The sequence below is a fragment of the Dyadobacter ginsengisoli DSM 21015 genome (assembly GCF_059568735.1).
Genome location: NZ_JCANTY010000009.1, coordinates 306,094 through 324,507 on the forward strand (window position 1 = coordinate 306,094; position 18,414 = coordinate 324,507).

Sequence of the window (18,414 nt, forward strand, 5' to 3'; positions counted from 1 at the left end):
GTTCTTTGTGGCAAACAAAATTTCCCTTTGAAAACCCGCCCCATCCGGAAAGTTGCTCAATTCTTTCTGACCGGATTATTCATCCTGTTGGGCAGCCTCTTTTTTCTCTATCCTCAGATATTCTACTGCGAGTTGATCGCCAGTTCCGGTTTTAGATCGGACAATGGAAAGGTCTATTTCAGTCCGGATATTTCGAAAAGCAAATACAACAAGCTAAAAAGCGTCGTAGCACTGGCCGAAGCACGCGTCGATTCCTTCTATTCAGGCCGAAAATCAAATCCCAAAGTCATCATCTGTCAGACACCGCAGCAGTACCAGAAGTATTGCAGCAGTACCGAGGGCGCGGGGTGCAGCATTGGCACGCCCTGGGGGAGTTCATTTGTGATTTTAAATGCGCAGGGAATGAATATTGACGTGATCGCGCATGAAATGGGGCACATCGAACTGCTGGCAAGACTGGGCTGGTGGAAAACGACAACCGACATTCCCCAATGGTTCAATGAGGGGCTTGCATTGATGCTCGACCGACGATTTGTGACGGAAATATTGCCCCGTGAGCGGTACCGCGCATATAGGTACGAATGGCGCTACTACACGAGAAACGGGCGCGAAATGCTCCTGCTGGATGATATTTCAACCATCACCGAATTTTTCAAAGGTGACCAGAAGCACGTCATGACGGCCTATATGACGTCCGGTATGGAGGTTTCTTATTGGGTAGCAAGGCGTGGTAGTGCTGGTTTACAACGATTTATAGCCGATATGAATGCCGGCGTTCCGTTTAAGGAGGCATATGGGCCCCATACACCCCACCATTTTAAAGATTCGAAGAAAATATCAGAGTAAAGCTTCATGAATATCCTCTTGTAGCTATATTTATGGGCTCCTTTTGAAAACAGGGAACAAAACAGCCATGTCCTTTTTGATTTTGTACTATTTTCGGAAAATAATGTACGTTTCGATCTAAGCTGATCCATCTCATTCATTCATCTATTTTATTATTTGAAATGCAACAATTACAGACCCTGGATTATGTCGTTTTCTTCTTCTATTTCATTTTAGTGTCCGGTTATGGTTATTGGATTTATCAGCGGAAAAAATCAAATGTTGAATCTACGAAAGACTTCTTCCTGGCGGAGGGCTCATTGACCTGGTGGGCCATCGGCGCATCACTGATCGCGTCCAACATATCCGCGGAACAGTTTATCGGGATGTCAGGAAACGGGTTTTCCATGGGTTTGGGTATCTCCACTTACGAGTGGATGGCGGCGGCGACACTGGTGATAGTGGCCGTCTTTTTTATGCCCATTTACCTGAAGAATAAAATTTACACAATGCCTCAGTTTCTGAGTCAGCGCTATAACCAGTCGGTGAGTCTGATCATGGCGGTGTTCTGGCTCGCATTGTATATTCTGGTGAACCTTACTTCGATCCTGTACCTGGGTGCACTGGCAGTGTCGGGTATCTCGGGCCTCAATTTTCAGTTTTGTATGATAGCCCTGGCGACTTTTGCTATCATCATTACCATTGGCGGGATGAAGGTGATTGGTTTTACAGACGTGATCCAGGTGTTTTTCCTTGTAATCGGTGGATTGGCAACAACCTATCTGGCGATCAACCTGGTTTCCGACAATGCCGGCGTGGAAGGGATCATGAACGGGATCAGGGTAATGCGCGAAAATCACGATGATCACTTTCATATGATCTTCCCCAAAGCGAGTCCCTTTTACATGCAATTACCCGGCTTGACGGTGCTGCTGGGCGGTATGTGGATCGTGAACCTGAATTACTGGGGGTGTAATCAGTATATTACCCAGCGTGCATTGGGAGCTGATCTGAAAACGGCTCGTAATGGTATCCTTTTCGCTGCATTTCTGAAATTACTGATGCCGGTAATCGTTGTGTTGCCCGGTATCGCCGCTTACGCGTTGTATAGCAAGGGGATGTTCCAGGCCGAAATGCTGGGTGAAGACGGTGTAATCAACGCAGACAAGGCCTATCCGGTACTGCTTAACCTGCTGCCCACCGGTTTGAAAGGTCTTTCATTTGCTGCATTGACAGCCGCCGTGGTTGCCTCACTCGCGGGTAAAGCAAACAGTATTTCCACGATTTTCACGCTGGATATTTTCAAAAATTACATTGGTAAAAATGCCGATGAAAAGACACTGGTTCGCATCGGACGTGCCGTAGTGGTAATCTCGATGATCATCGCGATCATCGTGTCGCCTTATATGGGTATCGATAAAAAAGGAGGCTTCCAGTTTATTCAGGAAATGACCGGTCTGTTATCACCGGGTATTTTTGCCTCGTTTATCATGGGCTTTTTCTGGAAGAGGACTAACTCTGCCGGTGCTTTGTTCGCAATTGTCGGCGGTTTCCTGATCGCCCTTGCGATGCATAATAATGTATTCCCGTTTGCAGACTGGTCACAGGTGCCGTTCCTGGATCGTATGGGTCTGGTATTCCTGATCTGTGTAGTTGTGATGGTTATTCTCGGTCTGATCCTGCCCGACGAGCGGAAAGGTCTGGCCATCGATGCTTCCATGTTTATGCCGCACCGGACGTTTGTGATTGGGGCGGTTGTTGTAATAGCCATCATTTCCTATCTGTATGGACATTTCTGGTGAGATATTGGGAGGGTAGCAAAGAACCGCTTGTACTAACTCAAACATGTTTAAAATTAAAAGGCCGGCTGATCCATTGTACAATGGATCAGCCGGCCTTTCTCTGTGGTGGTTACCACACTAATATTTCCGAAGGGCTTACGCCTCCTCTTCGATGATCGTAATCTTCTGGATTTTGTCACCCTGACGGATCAGATCTACTGTCTCCACGCCTTCTACCACACGGCCGAAGCAGGTATGGTTTCTGTCCAGATGCGCGGTGTTATTTCTACTGTGGCAGATGAAGAACTGAGAACCACCGGTATTGCGTCCGGCGTGTGCCATGGAAAGCACACCACGGTCATGATATTGGTTACCACCAGTCAGTTCGCAGTCGATTTTGTAACCTGGTCCCCCACGACCGGTTCCGGTAGGATCGCCGCCCTGTACCATGAAATCGGGGATCACACGGTGGAAGATCAAACCGTCGTAAAAGCCTTTTTTAGAAAGGTCAACAAAGTTTTTCACTGTTCCGGGTGCATCCTCATCGTAGAATTCGATCAGCATGGTCCCTTTGTCAGTGATCATTTCCGCTTTTGTCATGTGTTTTAAAGAGTATTTTGGATAAAAAGGTACGTTGTCCGAAAGGCTGTTGAGCCTTGTGCATTAACAACACAAAGAAAAGGATAATGTATCCTTTTCTTCTCATGAACGGTCAAAATAAAATAGCTGGGATTACGATCCTGCGTCGGCTTTGGCCAGTGCTGCCATTTTTTTCTGCTCGGTTTTGAATGCCGACAGGCGGTCGACGACCTCGCCGCTTCCCCATTCACGGCTTCTTTCCGGATTGGAGAACCATTCTTTTACAGCAAGCACCTTGTAGAGATATCTTGCGGTTTCCGAATTCAGCCGGAGTTTGAAATAATCGTCTTTATTTTGCGAATCCATCCTGTTTTGGATGTGCGTCGGACCTGCGTTGTATGCAGCGGCAACCAATGTCCAGGAACCCAGCTGGCGGTATAAATTGCGCAGGTATTTACCTGCTGCGTGGGTCGATTTGACCAAATGTTTGCGGTCGTCCCTGGTTTCGTTTACAACCAGCCCGAGAGATTTTGCGGTGGAAGGCATTAATTGCCAGTACCCGCCTGCGCCGCGATGTGAGGTGACATCATCGCTCATTGCGCTCTCTATCAAAGGAATATATTTAAAATCGGCTGGTACTCCGTACTTCTTAAGAATGGGTTCAATGATCCGCATTCTCTTTTTGGTCTTGGTCATCAGCTTACGAAAAGTGGGGTTGTCGTAATTTCTGATCATGTTTTGATATCGCTCGGCGATTCGAAGCTCTGATAATGGGATAGCCTCGCCACAGAAGTCAATAGCAAGAAGATCTGAATCAATAATGTTGGTTTCTTTCAGCTCCTTCTTTTCCACCTCCACCTCGCTCACCGGGGATTTCCCAAATATTGCGATTGAGAAGGCCATAAAGATAAGTCTAATCATGCATGTTGTATTTCGTGAAACATCATTTTAGGCATCTAGCCAGAGTGCAAAGATAACGGTATTGAATTAATAATATTTCAAAACGGACTAAAAAACTGATTGATAGGCGATTAGTAAAAGTAATTCTAGGACAAATTAAAGAGTGGGTAATTTGGTGTTTGAGGCGTATATAAGGAAAAAGTCTTTGTTGAAAAGCTGGAAACAAAAATTTTAATTGGTAAAATCTGCTTTGTGCAAATTGTAAGTTTTGGGGGAATATATAATTTTATTGTGATTGGCTAATTTTGAATTTTAATTTTATATTGATAATCAATCGGTTACAAACTATTGTAAATCCAAAATCTGGTATTATCTGGATTTGAGTAACCAGTTTTGGCTTTCCCCCTAAAAAGTGAGTCCGTTTGCTGCATCGAATGTAGTAACTTGCATTTCCGGATATCTTTTCGAAATATGGTCACTGTCAACGAGGCGAAAGAAAGAATTATTGCAAATGCATCCCCCCTGCCGGTAGTTCGATGTGGTCTTGAGATTGCATTGGGTAGTGTGCTGGCGGAGGACGTGATCGCACCGATCTCGTTGCCGCCTTTTCGGCAGTCGTCCATGGACGGCTACGCGATTTGGAGTTCGGATATCCGTGAAAAGGACGTAGTGTTGAGGATCACAGGAGAATCCAGGGCGGGACAAACTAAGTTGCCTGAGCTGTTGCCGGGGACAGCTGTGAGGATATTCACGGGCGCGCCTGTACCCGATCATGCGACTGCGGTGGTAATGCAGGAAAACACTTCCCGGAAAGGTGATGCATTGACTGTCCACGAGTTCCCGGTTACCGAAGGGAAAAACATAAGGCGGGTGGGGCAGCAGATTCGGGAGGGGACTGTTGCATTGTCTGCCGGTACGCCGGTGTCACCCGGCGCCATCGGGTTTTTGAAAGGTATGAATGTCAACGAGGTAATGATACGTCGTAAACCCACTATCGGGTTACTGGTAACGGGTGACGAACTGCTGCATGCTGGCGACACGCTGGTGCCGGGCAAAATATATGAGTCCAACTCAGCAATGCTTGCGGGTGCATTGCGGCAAGAAGGTATTCAGAACGTGGAGGTTGGTTATACCTCTGATGATCTGGAGGATACGATCCGGGGACTTGACAAATTATTGGAAAGTCACGACGTCGTACTGGCCTCCGGTGGGATTTCGGTAGGCGATTACGACTTCGTAGGGGCGGCTCTGGAAGCTCTGGGAGCCGAAACCATCTTTTACAAGGTGAGACAAAAACCGGGTAAGCCTTTGCTGTTCGGGAAGAAAGCGGGAAAACTGATTTTTGCCCTGCCCGGGAACCCGGCTTCGTCGCTGGTTTGCTATTATGAATATGTACTTCCTGCATTGCGCCGGATGACAGGATGGAACGATCCGTTTATGAAATCCCGTTTGATGCCGATCCGCGGAGCGTATGCATTCGATGGCGAACGGGACGAATTTCTGAAAGCAAAAATAGATGGCAGGGAAGTGGTGCCGCTGGATGGACAAGAGTCGTTTGTGATCGGGTCGTTCGCAGTGGCGGACGCGCTCATTTATCTTCCCGTGCATCAGAATAGGATACAGGCAGGCGACCTGGTAGAGGTTCACTTGCTCCCGTTCTGAACCTGCGGGACGCAAATGGGGTTTACATTGCATATCAGGCCAAATCGGAACCAATGAGCTTTCATGTCAAATATTTCGGAATGCTGGCGGAAATTGCGGGAATGTCGGACGAAATCTGGACGGCGGACCGGGCAATGACAGTGGGCAATTTCCGATCGCAGATTATGGAGAAATATCCTGCCATGCGGGATAAGAAATTCAAGATTGCAGTAAACCAGAAGATCTCGGAGGATTTCGTTCCCATCGAGATACCCGCCGAAATCGCATTGCTGCCGCCGTTTGCTGGAGGGTAGGAGATAACCAGAGAAAACTATACGTGAAAAAGGTATTTGTACAAGGACCTATCAGTCCTGATTTTGTTTCGAAGTCCATTGCCAGCCATCAGTCCAAAACAGGTATTGGTGCGCATGCTATTTTTCTCGGCCAGATCCGTGCTGACGTGAAAGAAGGCGGTGCCGTGACGGGTATTGAGTATACCGCCTACGAGGAAATGGCAGAACAGGCCTTCTATGTGATCAGGGAAGCCGCATTTGCGAAGTTCGAGCTGACATGCATGCATATTTATCACAGCCTGGGCCTCGTCCCGACTGGTGAAATCAGCCTGTTTGTATTCGTCTCATCCCCGCACCGCAGAGCGGCATTCGAAGCATCCGAATACATCGTGGAGGAAATCAAAGCGAATGTGCCGATTTTCGGTAAAGAGCTGGTCGGCGAAGCCGGCCATCTGTGGAAGGAAAACAAGTAGATCGAGTCAAGAGACAACCTGTTATTTCGTGCATTGCGACGGAATATTCGTCATTCAAAATCATAAATGGTTGATATTACGCATAAAACAAATACACTTCGTGTTGCTACTGCGCAGGCTATCGTGCAGGTAAGCAAACCGGAGACGGTGGAGGCGATCCGGAACCGCGCAGTACCTAAGGGCGATGTCTTCGAAATGGCGAAGGCGGCCGGCTTTCTTGCGGTTAAAAAAACACCCGACCTATTGCCGGACTGTCACCCCATTCCGGTGGAGTATACAGGAGTCCAATACCGGATTGAGGATTTGACCATCGTTATCGAGCTGACGGTCAAGACTATTTACAAAACCGGCGTGGAAGTAGAGGCTATGCACGGCGCTTCGGTAGTCGCATTGACGATGTACGACATGCTTAAGCCGATCGATAAAGGGGTTGAGATCCGGAATATCAGGCTGCTGGAAAAGAAAGGGGGTAAAAGCGATCGCAAAACAGCTCCGGATGGATTGAAAGTGGCGGTAGTGGTTTGCTCGGACAGCATTTCAAAAGGTATCGGTGAAGACAAGTCAGGTAAAAAGATCGTTGAGAAGCTGGGTGCGTTCCGGCTGGATGTGAGCGATTACAGTATCATTGCGGACGATAAGGCAGGCATTCAGGACAAGTTGCGTACATTGCAGGAAGCTGGTTATGATATGGTATTGATCACCGGCGGTACGGGGTTATCACCCCGTGATGTGACGCCGGAGGCGGTAGCCGAGCTGCTGGACAGGGAAATTCCGGGTATTGTCGAAACTGCCCGGCAATATGGCCAGGAAAGGGTTCCGACATCAATGCTATCCAGATCGGTAGCGGGTTTTATGGATGAAACGCTTGTAATCACGATGCCGGGGAGCACCGGGGGCGTTACGGAATATATCGATGCGCTTTTCCCGCATGTTTTACACGTTTTTAATGTTTTGGAAGGAAAGAAACACGATTAGGAATACGCTGATGGCATTGCCTATTATAGATATATTTGGTCGGAAGCATACTTATCTGCGCATTTCGCTGACGGATAAGTGTAATCTGCGTTGTACCTATTGTATGCCGCAGGAGGATATGCAGTTTATGCCAACCAAATGGCTGATGCAGGCGGATGAGATTTCCCATATCGCCGGGCTATTTGTAGAAATGGGGGTCGAAAAGATCCGGCTTACCGGCGGTGAACCGCTGGTAAGGAAAGATGCCGGCGAGATTATTTCCAGCCTTGGTAAATTACCTACCTCGCTGACGCTCACGACCAATGCTGTTTATATAGACCAGTTTTTGTCTCAAATGAAAGACGCAGGGGTTACGTCGTTGAACGTTAGCCTCGATACTTTAAAGGAAGACCGCTTTAAGGCTATTACGAAACGGGACCATTTCAAAAAGACGCTCGACCATATTCAACTGCTTTTGAAAGAAGGCTTTGTGGTGAAAGTAAACATGGTCGTCATGCGCGGCACGAACGACGACGAAGTCAATGATTTTGTCAGATTGACCCTGGATGAGCCTAATCTCCATGTTCGTTTCATAGAGTTCATGCCTTTCAAGGGTAATCAATGGGATCTCTCCAAAATTGTTTCCTATGCTGATCTGCTGGAAACTGTCGGCAAAGACTTTGAATTCCAGCCTGTGCCGGGAGAATTGCATGATACGGCGAAGCGGTTCCAGGTAAATGGCGGTGCCGGTACTTTCGGTATTATCGGGACGGTGACCCATCCGTTTTGTGAAGGTTGCAACCGTATACGTCTCACCGCGGATGGTAAGCTGAAAAACTGCCTTTTCGATACTTCGGAGGCGGATCTGCTGACACCTCTGCGCAAAGGCGAAGACATTAGTCCGCTTATTTACGCTCACTTTCACAAGAAACACTTCGCACACGGCGGCCATGCCGGGTTCTCCGAACAGCAGGCGAAGGCGGAATATGAACAAAACCGCGAAATGATCGCGATTGGGGGGTAGCGCCGCTCAGCCCTCATTTTGAACCGTCCAAACTTTGTAAGCAACATGGACCGGGTCGGTTACCTCATTGGTGCAAAATAGTTTAGCAAATACCAATCAGTTAACCTTCATTAAGCCATGACGAACATCTTAAAAGCCACTGCAGCCGCTACTTTCGGATTATTTTTTATCGCCGCTCAGATCCAGGCGGATCCCATTGTTGAACCCAAAGCCGAATGTAAAAACAATACCTGCGAAAAGTTTCGTGTGGGTATGTATCGTGTTCGCGACACCATGTCGATGAATGTGATGATGGAGAAAGAAAAAGGAGAGAAAGTGGCAATCCGGTTGTTGGATAGCAAAGGAAATCTCCTGCACGAGGAGTTTATCCCTAAATACCTTAGCAAAGTAGGTCGAAAATTGAATTTCGATGAAATGAACGACGGTGTGTATACCATTGAAATCTCGAATGATCGCGAGAAAATCGTGAAGAACGTCTATCTGTCTACCAAGGAGGTGCGGGAGGTGAATAGGACCTTGATGGGAGCAAACTAGCGAGACGAGCAATATATTTCCGGCGTTACAGGATGCAGCCGCAGCATTCCTGTAACGCTTTTTTATTGTGCAGTTTCCACTTCCGTCGGTCGGGGGAGTAATTCGGTTGCGAGCAGGTCGTAAATGATTTTACCCCAAATGATGATGCAGGGTACTGCCTTGATCACATACGGCCAGAAGAAATTGTCGCGAACGAACTTAGGGAACAGGTCCGTAGGTGACAATGTCGTGAAGACAAATGCAAGCACTAAGAGGGTGTAGTTCAGTTTGGTAGGCGCCTGGAAGTAGTACCACACTGCCACGCCTGCAATGGCTATTATGAAGGTCGGAGACTCGGCGCGGTGATTGAAAATGACGACCCACACCAGTACCGAAGCCAGCATCAATGCACGGAATACAAAATTGCCATACTGTTTGATTCTGAGCAGCGGCAGGCAGAACAGCACTATTCCGGCAAGGTTAACATAGGTTTTATTTACATTCCACGAAAACCAGATTTTCAGCCAGCCGATAACGGAAAGGCCATCCGAAAAGTCACGGTCCGCAGCCAGGAGCCGTCCCCAGTTTTTGTACAGAGATACAAACTGATTGGGGCTAACAACGAGAATAGGTAGTATCGTGAGCAAAACGACCCAGGCGGCCGTTGTATAGGCCAGTTTGAACTTGTTGGGATACAGCAGATATATCGCCAGCGCAACAATACCGAATAGTTTGATATAGATCGTGCACACGATGCACAGCGACGCCAGCCAGTACTTATCCTTTTCCAGGAAACCAAATGCAAACAACAGCAGGCCGGCGATCAATGCATTGCTTTGTTCATTCTGCGTAGCTGTAAGGAGCTCCACCAGCATAAACGCGACCATCAGCCCCTTGGTGCGGATGTCGATCCGTGGAAGGTTGTAGACCGAAAAAAACAGCACTGCGACATTGAGCAGATTCCAGAAAAACAGACCCAGCATGGTCGGCATGACGGAAAAAATTCCGAAGACCAGCGCAAATGCGGGGCTGTATTTGTACAAATCCCAATGTTCCGTAGTATGCCATCTATACAAATTCTTTCCCTCTATCAGGTGAAAGAAAGATTGTTTGAAAATGACGTAGTTATTGTAGGTAGTATAGAGCTGTGGTTGGTTGGCAAATGTTTTGGGATGCGAGAATATCGATTGGAGCGTGGCAAATGCCGCAATACCCAAAACAATAAATAGCAATGACTTCTTACTGACTACAAGGCGGTTGAAAGCGTCCATGAACTGATTAATCCTTGATTTTTTTCTCAAAACTAGGGATTAAATTATCCTCACACATTAATTTTTCTGATAGCCCGATGCTTTTAGCCAGCCTTCCATAGCTGCGGGCCAGTTGGCGAGAGAACCTTTGCCCTCGGTACGCATGCCGTAGCCATGCCCGCCTTTGGGGTATAAATGCATTTCAGCGGGTATTTTTTCCTTTTTCAATGCCAGGTAGTATTCGATGCTGTTCTCGACCGGCACACCCGTGTCGTCCATCGCATGGACAAGGAAGGCCGGAGGCGTCTGATCCGAAACCTGCAGCTCGTTCGAGTAGTATTTGATCAGTTCGTCGGACTTCTCAGGCCCCAACAGGTTGTCACGCGAGCCGCCATGTGAGATAGCAGGCTGGAAAGAGATAACCGGATAAATGAGTATTGAAAAATTCGGTTTGCCATCCGGAGATGCTTTCTCGCCCATGTTGTGATGTGTGGAGAGTGTCGCAGCGAGGTGTCCGCCCGCGGAGAAGCCCATTACACCGATTTTGTTGACGTCGATATTCCATTTCCCGGCGTTTTGGCGGATCAGTTTCATGCCCTGCATAGCGTCCATTAACGGAACCTCGTGCTGGTGTGTCATTGCTTTGTCGCTGGGTAGGCGGTATTTCAGTACGAACGCGGAAATGCCGCGCTCATTGAACCATTTGGCAAAATCACTGCCCTCGTGGGAAGCCGCCAGGATACCATAGCCGCCACCCGGGCAGATCATCACCGCCGCGCCGGTGGCTATTTCACTTGGGGCAATATATGCTGCAATGGTTGGAACGGTTACGCCACTGATGCGCAAGATTCCTTGCGCATCGGTAACCGACTTCTCTTCAACGCTGTTATTTTTAGAATTGGGTATTTTACCTTCAGGCCAAAGGTTAATGGTTTCGGTTTGTGCCATAGATGGAACAGATAACGCGAGCAGGCTCAAAATTGTGAGGATACGTGTTGTTTTCTTCATTGATTTTCTAACTTTTCCACGAAAAGACGCATATTTTAGCAATATACCCTCAAATCGCAGGTAACCATCGTTTTACTTGCAAATCTGGCTGAGCTGCATACCCCACGGCAACATCGACGGGCGAAAAACGACTTTTTCAATCATGCTTTTCCAGCACCACTCGAGTTGGCTGAATGGTATGTTCGCGACCGTTCGAAAGCCACCGGGCCGTTTGTAATTCATCGTTTACTTGCTCGGTATTATCCGGCAAACAAAAGGTCGATTTATGGCTTCGGTGGGTTGATCATGATGTGCGCGCGATGGGTACCGGGGTCCATGATCCAAGGCATGCCCGGAACATCGGGTTTCAACGGGAGACCGGTGCTTTCGGCGGTGGCGAAGGGAATGTAAACGACATACCGAAGGTAACCGTTTTTAAGAGCGCCGGTAGTCGCGTCATAATTGTCCTTCGATCCCGACAGGACGTATAACGTGGAAGATTGCTTCGGCATTTTCAATGTCCCGTTTTTAACTTCCTTTTCGCGAATGTCGAAGATATCCTTGGGGTTCTTTCCCTCCTTCGCCAGCACGCGGCCGCGCTCCATAAAAGGTTCGAGTTCAGCAAAGTAGCACGACACATTAATGTCCTCTTTCTTGGGGTCATCGGCCAGGCAAACGAAATCATTACTGCCATCACGGAGGATCTTGAATGTTCCGTCGGGTCCATAGCCATAAACTTTCGCACCAGCCTGTTTATCAGCGGGTGCCGCCATCACGGCAGTCTTGATCTGTACCTCTGCGGCAGGGATATTCTGGGCCGAAACCTCCGCGGCGAAGCAGAGCGCAATGCAGGAAAAAAAAGTCTTGTTCATGATAGTAAATGTGAGTCGGTGGTCTCTTATAAACTAAATAAAAATTATTATTTGTAAAAATGACACGTTTAGGCTTTGGGTCGAGCATAACGCTTTCTGATTCAAGGCCCGAAAACGCCCGATTTACCCATGAACTTAAAAAAATCGCTTATCCTCTTTCCAGCCGGTTGCCTGCTGGCCGGTTTGATGGTCGCCTCTTATCAGCGTTCCAATCCCAGTACTATTGACGCGGCGACTGCCGATACGCTCTATAAAGACCTTTCTGACGCGCAAAAGCGGTCTTCAAGGTACGCTATCGCTGGTCTGACTGTCGCCAACGGGCTGGAAGCGTCCCTTTTTGCTTCGGAACCCACGATTACAAACCCCACCAACATCGATGTCGATCACCTGGGACGTGTATGGGTTTGTGAAGCCTACAATTACCGACCAGCCATTAATGGCAATCCTGTTAAAAATGAGGGGGACCGCATTGTGGTGCTGGAAGATACCAATGGAGACGGGAAGTCGGATAAATCGACGGTGTTTTACCAGGGTAAGGAAATCAATGCGCCATTAGGGGTTTGGGTAATGGGCAACAAGGTGATTGTTTCACAAAGCCCATACGTATGGCTCTTTACCGACGAGGACGGCGACTTGAAAGCGGATAAAAAAGAAGTCATTTTTGAAGGAATAGGCGGCGATCAGCATGATCACGGAATGCACGCGTTCGTTTTCGGACCGGACGGTAAGTTGTATTTCAATTTCGGAAACGAAGGAGGTCGCTTGCTGGATGGAAAGGGAAATCCTGTCATCGGGAAAGACGGACAGCCGATCGATTTCAAGAAACTGAAACAGGGAATGGTTTTCCGCTGTGATCCTGATTTTACCAATATTGAAGTGCTGGGTAACAATTTCCGTAATAACTATGAAGTAGCGGTAGACAGCTACGGTACAATGTGGCAGTCGGATAACGACGATGACGGTAATAAGGGTGTGCGTATCAATTACGTCATGCAACACGGTAATTACGGATATACCGACGAAATGACAGGCGCGGGCTGGCGTGCGAACCGCACCAATATGGAAGATTCCATTCCCTATCGCCACTGGCATCTGAATGATCCTGGTGTGGTGCCTAACCTGTTACAGACAGGTTCCGGCTCACCAACCGGCATGATAGTATACGAAGGCAAGCTATTGCCTAAGGAATTCTGGGGGCAGATAATCCATTGCGAACCCGGTCATAATGTGGTGCGTTCGTATCCGGTTGAGAAAGCGGGGGCGGGTTACAAGGCCGGGATTGTCAATATCGTCGATGGTAAAAGAGATCAATGGTTCCGCCCATCGGATGTCTGTGTTGCTCCGGATGGGTCCCTGCTGGTTTCCGATTGGTATGATCCGGGTGTAGGTGGTCACCAGGCAGGCGATCAGGCCAAAGGACGCATTTATCGCATTGCGCCTGTGAATACACCTTACCGCATTCCGAAATTCGATTTTACAACTGTGCAGGGCGCACTTGAAGCATTACAGGGGCCAAGCCTTTCGGTACGCTATCAGGCCTGGAATGCATTGAACGCAATGGGGCCGAAGGCAGCTCCCTCACTGGAAAGACTTTTTGCAGACAAAAAGGCTGAACCCCGCATGCGGGCACGGGCGCTGTGGTTGCTGAGCAAATGGGCAATCACCGCAAAGAAAACCGTCGACCTGGCAGTAAAAGAGACCAATCCTGACCTGCGTATAGCCGGCCTGCGCGCCGCAGGAGAATCCAGTCATCTCGATGTAATCAATTATATCAAAGTGCTGGCCAAAGATTCCGATCCGCAGGTACGCCGTGAATGCGCATTAGCCCTGTATCACAACAAATCGGCTGAGGCTCCCATTCTTTGGGCACAACTGGCGCAACAATACGATGGTAAAGACCGCTGGTATCTGGAGGCGCTGGGAATCGGTGCGGATGGGCAGTGGGACATATTCTTCAAGGCTTGGCTGGTTAAGGCGGGAGCGAATCCGGTAGCGACGCAAGCGGGAAAAGACCTTGTGTGGCGCGCTCGCGGAAAAGAATCGGTGCAGTTGCTCGCATCCCTGGCAGGAGATCCGGCCGTGGATTTGAAAAGCCGGCTAAGGTACTTCCGGGCTTTCGATTTCAACCCTGCCGCCCAGGAGAAGTCATTGGCATTGCTTAAAATCATGAAAGGCTCTGCGGCAGATCAGGATAAGGTTAATGAACTCGCATTGCGCCATCTGGATCCCACATTTGTAAAACAAAATACCGAAGCGATGGCCGCATTGAAGAAAATGTTGGATGCGTCGTATGGAACACAGGTATATCTCGAGTTGGTAGCCAAATATGAATTGGCATCGGAGAATGACCGCCTTTTGCAGATGGCGATCGAACAATCATCATCGAGGATGGGCGGGGCGGCAGCATCCCAGCTCATGAAGCAAGGGGGTGCACCGGCAGTCTGGAAAGTGGTCAAGGGGGCGGACAGAGGTAAAAGCAATAGTATTTTAACGTCATTGAAATCCGTGGGTAGCAAGGACGCATTGGAGATTCTGAAAACCGTTGCTACGGATAATGGTTATGAGGAAGATATTCGCGTCACAGCCGCTAAGTCACTCGGAGGCACGATGAGCGGGGAAGATCAGGTGCTGGTGCTTTTGAAAGAAGGAAAGCTGAGTGGTAACGCCAAAACGGCAGCAGTTCAGGGGTTGGCTGGTGCTTGGCGTAAATCGGTGAAGACGGAAGCGGCCAAATACCTTGATGGCACAACGACTGTCGCACGCAAACATCCGGAAGTTAAGGAACTGGTAGGGATGAAGGGAGATATCAGCAAAGGTAAGCAGGTGTTCACTTCCTACTGCTCGGTTTGTCATCAGGTTAACGGAGAGGGCATGGATTTCGGCCCTAAACTTTCTGAAATCGGTAGCAAGCTGCCAAAGGAGGCGCAATATGCAGCCATTTTTGATCCAAGTGCCGGAATTGGTTTTGGCTATGAAGGGTTTGAGGTAACATTGAAGGACGGTACTTCTGTTTCGGGGATTGTTTCCAGCAAAACAGAGACAGACCTGATCCTTAAATTCCCCGGCGGATCGACGCAGGAATACAAAATGTCGCAAGTAAAATCGATAAAGCAGTTAAAGGATTCGATGATGCCTGCTGGCTTGCAGGACGCGCTCAGTACAGAGGAACTGGTGAGTCTGGTGGATTATTTGAGTAATCTGAAGAAATAACAAAAAGGAGGAGCTATCAGGCTCCTCCTTTTATTTCCATCAATACCTGTCCACTTCTAGTTTTTTGCTTTCATTTTCCGATAGAAATGCCTGTACTTCACGGTGCGACTGCCTGGATCGTTTTCGGCCTTTTTGAGGGTTCTATCGATAATCAACTGCTTAACTTTTTCTTTCATAGGGTATTATAGTGCTTGTGTTTTGGATTCTAAAGTTAACCTTGTTTTCGGTTGATTGCAAAGCCATTCAGCGCATCGAAAGGTTACACTTCCAAAACTTCTTTTCATTATTCAGGAAACATGAGGTATTTTTATCCGTTTTTTGAATAGTCTGCATCATCAAAAATTTGTTTTGAAACAATATAATAGCCTGAGATCTGCCTGGTGTGTTGCGGCTCTTTTTACCTCCCTCTCTTTTCAAGGTTTTAGTCAAGTTGCTGATTCATTAGAGATTGTAAATCCAGATAGCGCCTATGTGGCTTTATCGGAAGCGGAGAAGCATTTCTCGCGCAATGCGGTGGCCGGTATACAGGCGGCCGACGGACTCGAAGCTTCGCTCTTCGCGTCAGAACCCGACGTCATCAATCCCATCAATATCGATGTCGACCACCGTGGACGCGTGTGGGTGTGTGAGGCGTACAATTACCGCCCAGCCGTCAATGGGAAGTCCGAGCTGGGTCAGGGCGACCGGATCCTGATCCTGGAAGACAAGGACGGGGATGGCAAATCGGATGTTACCAAAGTATTTTACCAGGGCCCCGAGCTCAATGCGCCGCTGGGGATATGGGTGATGGGCAACAAGGCGATCGTCTCACAAAGCCCATACGTGTGGCTTTTTACGGATACCAATGGCGATGATAAGGCCGATAGGAAAGAGTTGATTTTTAAAGGAATAGGTGGTGTACAAAACGATGCCGGCGTGCATGCTTTCGTTTTCGGGCCGGATGGGAAGTTCTATTTTAACTATGGTAATGCGGGCAGGCAGCTTGTCGACGGGCAAGACCGGCCATTGCTCGACAAATATGAAAGACCAATTGATTTCCGGCAATACAAGCAGGGTGTGGTTTTCCGCTGCGAACAGGATTTTACAAAAGTTGAAATCATGGCCGAAAATTTCCGGAATGGCTGGGAAGTTGCGGTCGACAGTTACGGTACCATGTGGCAGTCCGACCAGGAGGAGCCGGGTAATGGTGGCGACCGTGTTTCCTATGTGATGGAGAATGGGAATTTTGGGTATGTTGACGAAATGACGGGTGCCAGCTGGCGTCTGAACCGCACTAACCTGGAAGATGAGATACCACGTCGCCACTGGCACCAGAATGATCCGGGTGTTGTCCCTGATTTGCTGGAAACGGGATCGGGTTTTCCGATGGGTATGGCGATATATGAAGGTAGCCTGCTGCCGCGCCGCTACTGGGACCAGATCCTGCTGGCCGATGCGGGACAAGGCTACGTCAGTGCTTTTTCGGTACAAAGTGAAGGTGCAGGTTTTAAGTCGACGGGCATTCTGCCTATTGTTGAAGGAAAACGCGACAAATGGTTCAGGCCCACTGATGTTTGTGTTGCCCCGGATGGCTCCTTGATCGTTTCGGATTGGTACGATCCGGTGATGGGCTCGAACAAGATGAAAGATCGGAGCCGGGGGCGGATATACCGCGTTGCCCCTGTCGGTGTACCCTATAAAATCCCTGTTTTTGACCTGAATGTGCCTGAACAGGCAGTTAAAGCACTTCAAAGCCCGAATTTATCCCAGCGGTACCTGGCCTGGAACGCATGCGTCAGGCACGGTTGGGCGGCGGAGCCATTTCTGGAAGACCTTTTTCGCCAGTATAACGCAAATCCAAAATTGCGGGCGAGGGCGTTATGGGTGCTGAACCGGATCGAGGGTTTCAATTACCGGAACCTGGACATCGGTTTCCGAGAGTTAAACCCCAACCTCCGGATTACAGCGTTGCGCGCGGTACGGCAGCGCAACAGTGACCCCACAGAATACATTAAACGACTCACCTCGGACAGCGATCCGCAGGTAAGACGTGAATGCGCACTGGCCATCAACCATAATCATACCTATGAAGCATTGGATGTATGGTTGCAACTGGCGAAACAATACAAGGGGAATGATCGCTGGTCGGTGGAAGCACTGAGCATTGGCGCCTATGATCAATGGGAGCGTATATTTCCGGCGTGGCTAGAAAGGGCGGGCGCGAAACCGGGCGCGACGGACGCCGGAAAGGACATTATCTGGCTCGCGCGCACACGGAAGGCCATCCCTTATCTGAGCGCACTGGCTGCCGATACTTCGGTAAGTTTTAAAAGCAGGCTGCGTTATTTTCGTTCGTTCGACTTCTTCCATGCGGGTTATGAGAAAACACAGGCGCTCCTGAGTGTGCTCAATGTCAATTCATCCGACCGGATCGAGGTGAGCAAGCTGGCGCTTTTGCATTTGGACAAATCATTTGTTACTAACTCGCAGCAGGGACTCACCGCCCTGAATAAATTGCTGGACGAGACTTACGGCACCGAGCACTACATCGATCTGATGACCCGCTATGAACTCGAATCGGAGAACGACAGGCTACTTAAACTTGCATTGGATAAATCCGACGAGGTCGTCGGACGCGATGCGGGGGCTTTGCTGCTCGAACAGGCTGGTATTTCCTATGTGACGCAAAAGCTGGCGGGTATGAATGAGGCCAGGAAATCGGCTTTGCTGGCGTCCATTCAGACGGTCGGCAGCAGCGAGTCCGTTTACCTGCTCCGGTCGACGGTGCTGAATGCCAGCGAACCGCTGAGCGTGCGTAAGCATGCAGCCCGCTACCTCGGTAGCAGCTGGCCGGGTGAAGAGGCAGTGGTGAAGCTGCTTACCGGGGGCCAGATCGACGGCGAAGTGAAGGAAGCGGCCCTCGAAGGAGTGAAGAATGCATTCCGGGAGGAAATCAAAGCGCAACTGGCGCCGTACTTCCCCAAACCTGTGGTAGAGGAAGTGGTCGCGGCCCCGCAGGAAGAGCCCAAGGCCGGGAAGGAGAAGCGGAGAAAGCGCCGAAAAAACCAGTAGAATCAAGTTTACGGGGCGGTTTTCGGTATATTTCACCCGGGATGATCTTTACAGTCTGAAA

15 protein-coding genes are annotated in these 18,414 nt (G+C 49.0%); 10 read left to right on the top strand and 5 right to left on the bottom strand.

Annotated elements, in window-relative coordinates; translation table 11 throughout:
* Nucleotides 1-27 precede the first annotated feature (27 nt).
* Nucleotides 28-846, top strand: coding sequence for a hypothetical protein (locus tag BP71_RS30510; protein ID WP_496385402.1), 819 nt, complete (start codon nucleotides 28-30; stop codon nucleotides 844-846).
* 161 nt (nucleotides 847-1,007) lie between these two features.
* Nucleotides 1,008-2,627 carry a sodium:solute symporter family transporter gene (locus tag BP71_RS30515; RefSeq protein WP_496385403.1) on the top strand — a complete coding sequence of 540 codons (1,620 nt, stop codon included), beginning with the start codon at nucleotides 1,008-1,010 and terminating at the stop codon, nucleotides 2,625-2,627.
* Between the two features lie 135 nt (nucleotides 2,628-2,762).
* On the opposite strand, the gene BP71_RS30520 is transcribed toward BP71_RS30515, so the two are convergent.
* Together BP71_RS30520 and BP71_RS30525 are read right to left on the bottom strand one after the other, a co-directional pair.
* On the bottom strand, nucleotides 2,763-3,206 hold the full coding sequence (locus BP71_RS30520; protein WP_496385404.1) for a peptidylprolyl isomerase: 444 nt from the start codon (nucleotides 3,204-3,206) through the stop codon (nucleotides 2,763-2,765).
* 132 nt (nucleotides 3,207-3,338) lie between these two features.
* Nucleotides 3,339-4,106, bottom strand: coding sequence for a lytic transglycosylase domain-containing protein (locus BP71_RS30525; RefSeq protein WP_496385405.1), 768 nt, complete (start codon nucleotides 4,104-4,106; stop codon nucleotides 3,339-3,341).
* Nucleotides 4,107-4,556: 450 nt separating this feature from the next.
* Between BP71_RS30525 and BP71_RS30530 the strand changes: the two genes are divergently transcribed.
* The 6 genes from BP71_RS30530 to BP71_RS30555 all read left to right on the top strand — a co-directional run bounded on the left by BP71_RS30530 (nucleotide 4,557) and on the right by BP71_RS30555 (nucleotide 9,004).
* On the top strand, nucleotides 4,557-5,747 hold the full coding sequence (locus BP71_RS30530) for a molybdopterin molybdotransferase MoeA (RefSeq protein WP_496385406.1): 1,191 nt from the start codon (nucleotides 4,557-4,559) through the stop codon (nucleotides 5,745-5,747).
* 53 nt (nucleotides 5,748-5,800) lie between these two features.
* Nucleotides 5,801-6,040 carry a MoaD/ThiS family protein gene (locus tag BP71_RS30535; RefSeq protein ID WP_496385407.1) on the top strand — a complete coding sequence of 80 codons (240 nt, stop codon included), beginning with the start codon at nucleotides 5,801-5,803 and terminating at the stop codon, nucleotides 6,038-6,040.
* 23 nt (nucleotides 6,041-6,063) lie between these two features.
* A complete protein-coding gene (locus BP71_RS30540; protein ID WP_496385408.1) occupies nucleotides 6,064-6,492 on the top strand; it encodes a molybdenum cofactor biosynthesis protein MoaE in 429 nt (142 codons plus the stop codon).
* Nucleotides 6,493-6,558: 66 nt separating this feature from the next.
* Nucleotides 6,559-7,467, top strand: coding sequence for a bifunctional molybdenum cofactor biosynthesis protein MoaC/MoaB (moaCB, locus tag BP71_RS30545; protein WP_496385409.1), 909 nt, complete (start codon nucleotides 6,559-6,561; stop codon nucleotides 7,465-7,467).
* Nucleotides 7,439-8,470 (top strand): GTP 3',8-cyclase MoaA, encoded by a 1,032-nt coding sequence (gene moaA, locus BP71_RS30550; protein WP_496385410.1) that lies wholly within the window; start codon nucleotides 7,439-7,441, stop codon nucleotides 8,468-8,470. Before moaCB ends, moaA begins: the two co-directional genes overlap by 29 nt.
* Nucleotides 8,471-8,587: 117 nt before the next feature.
* The gene (locus tag BP71_RS30555; protein WP_496385411.1) at nucleotides 8,588-9,004 is read left to right on the top strand and encodes a T9SS type A sorting domain-containing protein; all 417 of its coding nucleotides are present in this window, start codon (nucleotides 8,588-8,590) and stop codon (nucleotides 9,002-9,004) included.
* 62 nt (nucleotides 9,005-9,066) lie between these two features.
* Here the strand turns inward: BP71_RS30555 and BP71_RS30560 are convergent, their stop codons facing one another.
* From BP71_RS30560 to BP71_RS30570, 3 genes are all read right to left on the bottom strand, one after another.
* On the bottom strand, nucleotides 9,067-10,284 hold the full coding sequence (locus BP71_RS30560; RefSeq protein ID WP_496385412.1) for a glycosyltransferase family 87 protein: 1,218 nt from the start codon (nucleotides 10,282-10,284) through the stop codon (nucleotides 9,067-9,069).
* A 27-nt stretch (nucleotides 10,285-10,311) separates the two neighbouring features.
* Nucleotides 10,312-11,241 (bottom strand): alpha/beta hydrolase, encoded by a 930-nt coding sequence (locus tag BP71_RS30565; protein ID WP_496385413.1) that lies wholly within the window; start codon nucleotides 11,239-11,241, stop codon nucleotides 10,312-10,314.
* Nucleotides 11,242-11,504: 263 nt separating this feature from the next.
* Nucleotides 11,505-12,092 carry a hypothetical protein gene (locus BP71_RS30570; protein ID WP_496385414.1) on the bottom strand — a complete coding sequence of 196 codons (588 nt, stop codon included), beginning with the start codon at nucleotides 12,090-12,092 and terminating at the stop codon, nucleotides 11,505-11,507.
* Between the two features lie 129 nt (nucleotides 12,093-12,221).
* Between BP71_RS30570 and BP71_RS30575 the strand changes: the two genes are divergently transcribed.
* Nucleotides 12,222-15,302 carry a PVC-type heme-binding CxxCH protein gene (locus tag BP71_RS30575; RefSeq protein ID WP_496385415.1) on the top strand — a complete coding sequence of 1,027 codons (3,081 nt, stop codon included), beginning with the start codon at nucleotides 12,222-12,224 and terminating at the stop codon, nucleotides 15,300-15,302.
* A gap of 471 nt (nucleotides 15,303-15,773) precedes the next feature.
* Complete coding sequence (locus tag BP71_RS30580) at nucleotides 15,774-18,353, top strand: PVC-type heme-binding CxxCH protein (RefSeq protein WP_496385416.1); 2,580 nt, start codon at nucleotides 15,774-15,776, stop codon at nucleotides 18,351-18,353.
* Nucleotides 18,354-18,414 lie beyond the last annotated feature (61 nt).

Bases quoted from the DNA above. Each gene is read 5' to 3' on its own strand.
- BP71_RS30515 (WP_496385403.1), top strand. From the start codon at position 1,008: ATGCAACAATTACAGACCCTGGATTATGTCGTTTTCTTCTTCTATTTC.
- BP71_RS30520 (WP_496385404.1), bottom strand. From the start codon at position 3,206: ATGACAAAAGCGGAAATGATCACTGACAAAGGGACCATGCTGATCGAA.
- BP71_RS30525 (WP_496385405.1), bottom strand. From the start codon at position 4,106: ATGATTAGACTTATCTTTATGGCCTTCTCAATCGCAATATTTGGGAAA.
- BP71_RS30530 (WP_496385406.1), top strand. From the start codon at position 4,557: ATGGTCACTGTCAACGAGGCGAAAGAAAGAATTATTGCAAATGCATCC.
- BP71_RS30535 (WP_496385407.1), top strand. From the start codon at position 5,801: ATGAGCTTTCATGTCAAATATTTCGGAATGCTGGCGGAAATTGCGGGA.
- moaCB (WP_496385409.1), top strand. From the start codon at position 6,559: ATGGTTGATATTACGCATAAAACAAATACACTTCGTGTTGCTACTGCG.
- moaA (WP_496385410.1), top strand. From the start codon at position 7,439: ATGTTTTGGAAGGAAAGAAACACGATTAGGAATACGCTGATGGCATTG.
- BP71_RS30555 (WP_496385411.1), top strand. From the start codon at position 8,588: ATGACGAACATCTTAAAAGCCACTGCAGCCGCTACTTTCGGATTATTT.
- BP71_RS30565 (WP_496385413.1), bottom strand. From the start codon at position 11,241: ATGAAGAAAACAACACGTATCCTCACAATTTTGAGCCTGCTCGCGTTA.
- BP71_RS30570 (WP_496385414.1), bottom strand. From the start codon at position 12,092: ATGAACAAGACTTTTTTTTCCTGCATTGCGCTCTGCTTCGCCGCGGAG.
- BP71_RS30575 (WP_496385415.1), top strand. From the start codon at position 12,222: ATGAACTTAAAAAAATCGCTTATCCTCTTTCCAGCCGGTTGCCTGCTG.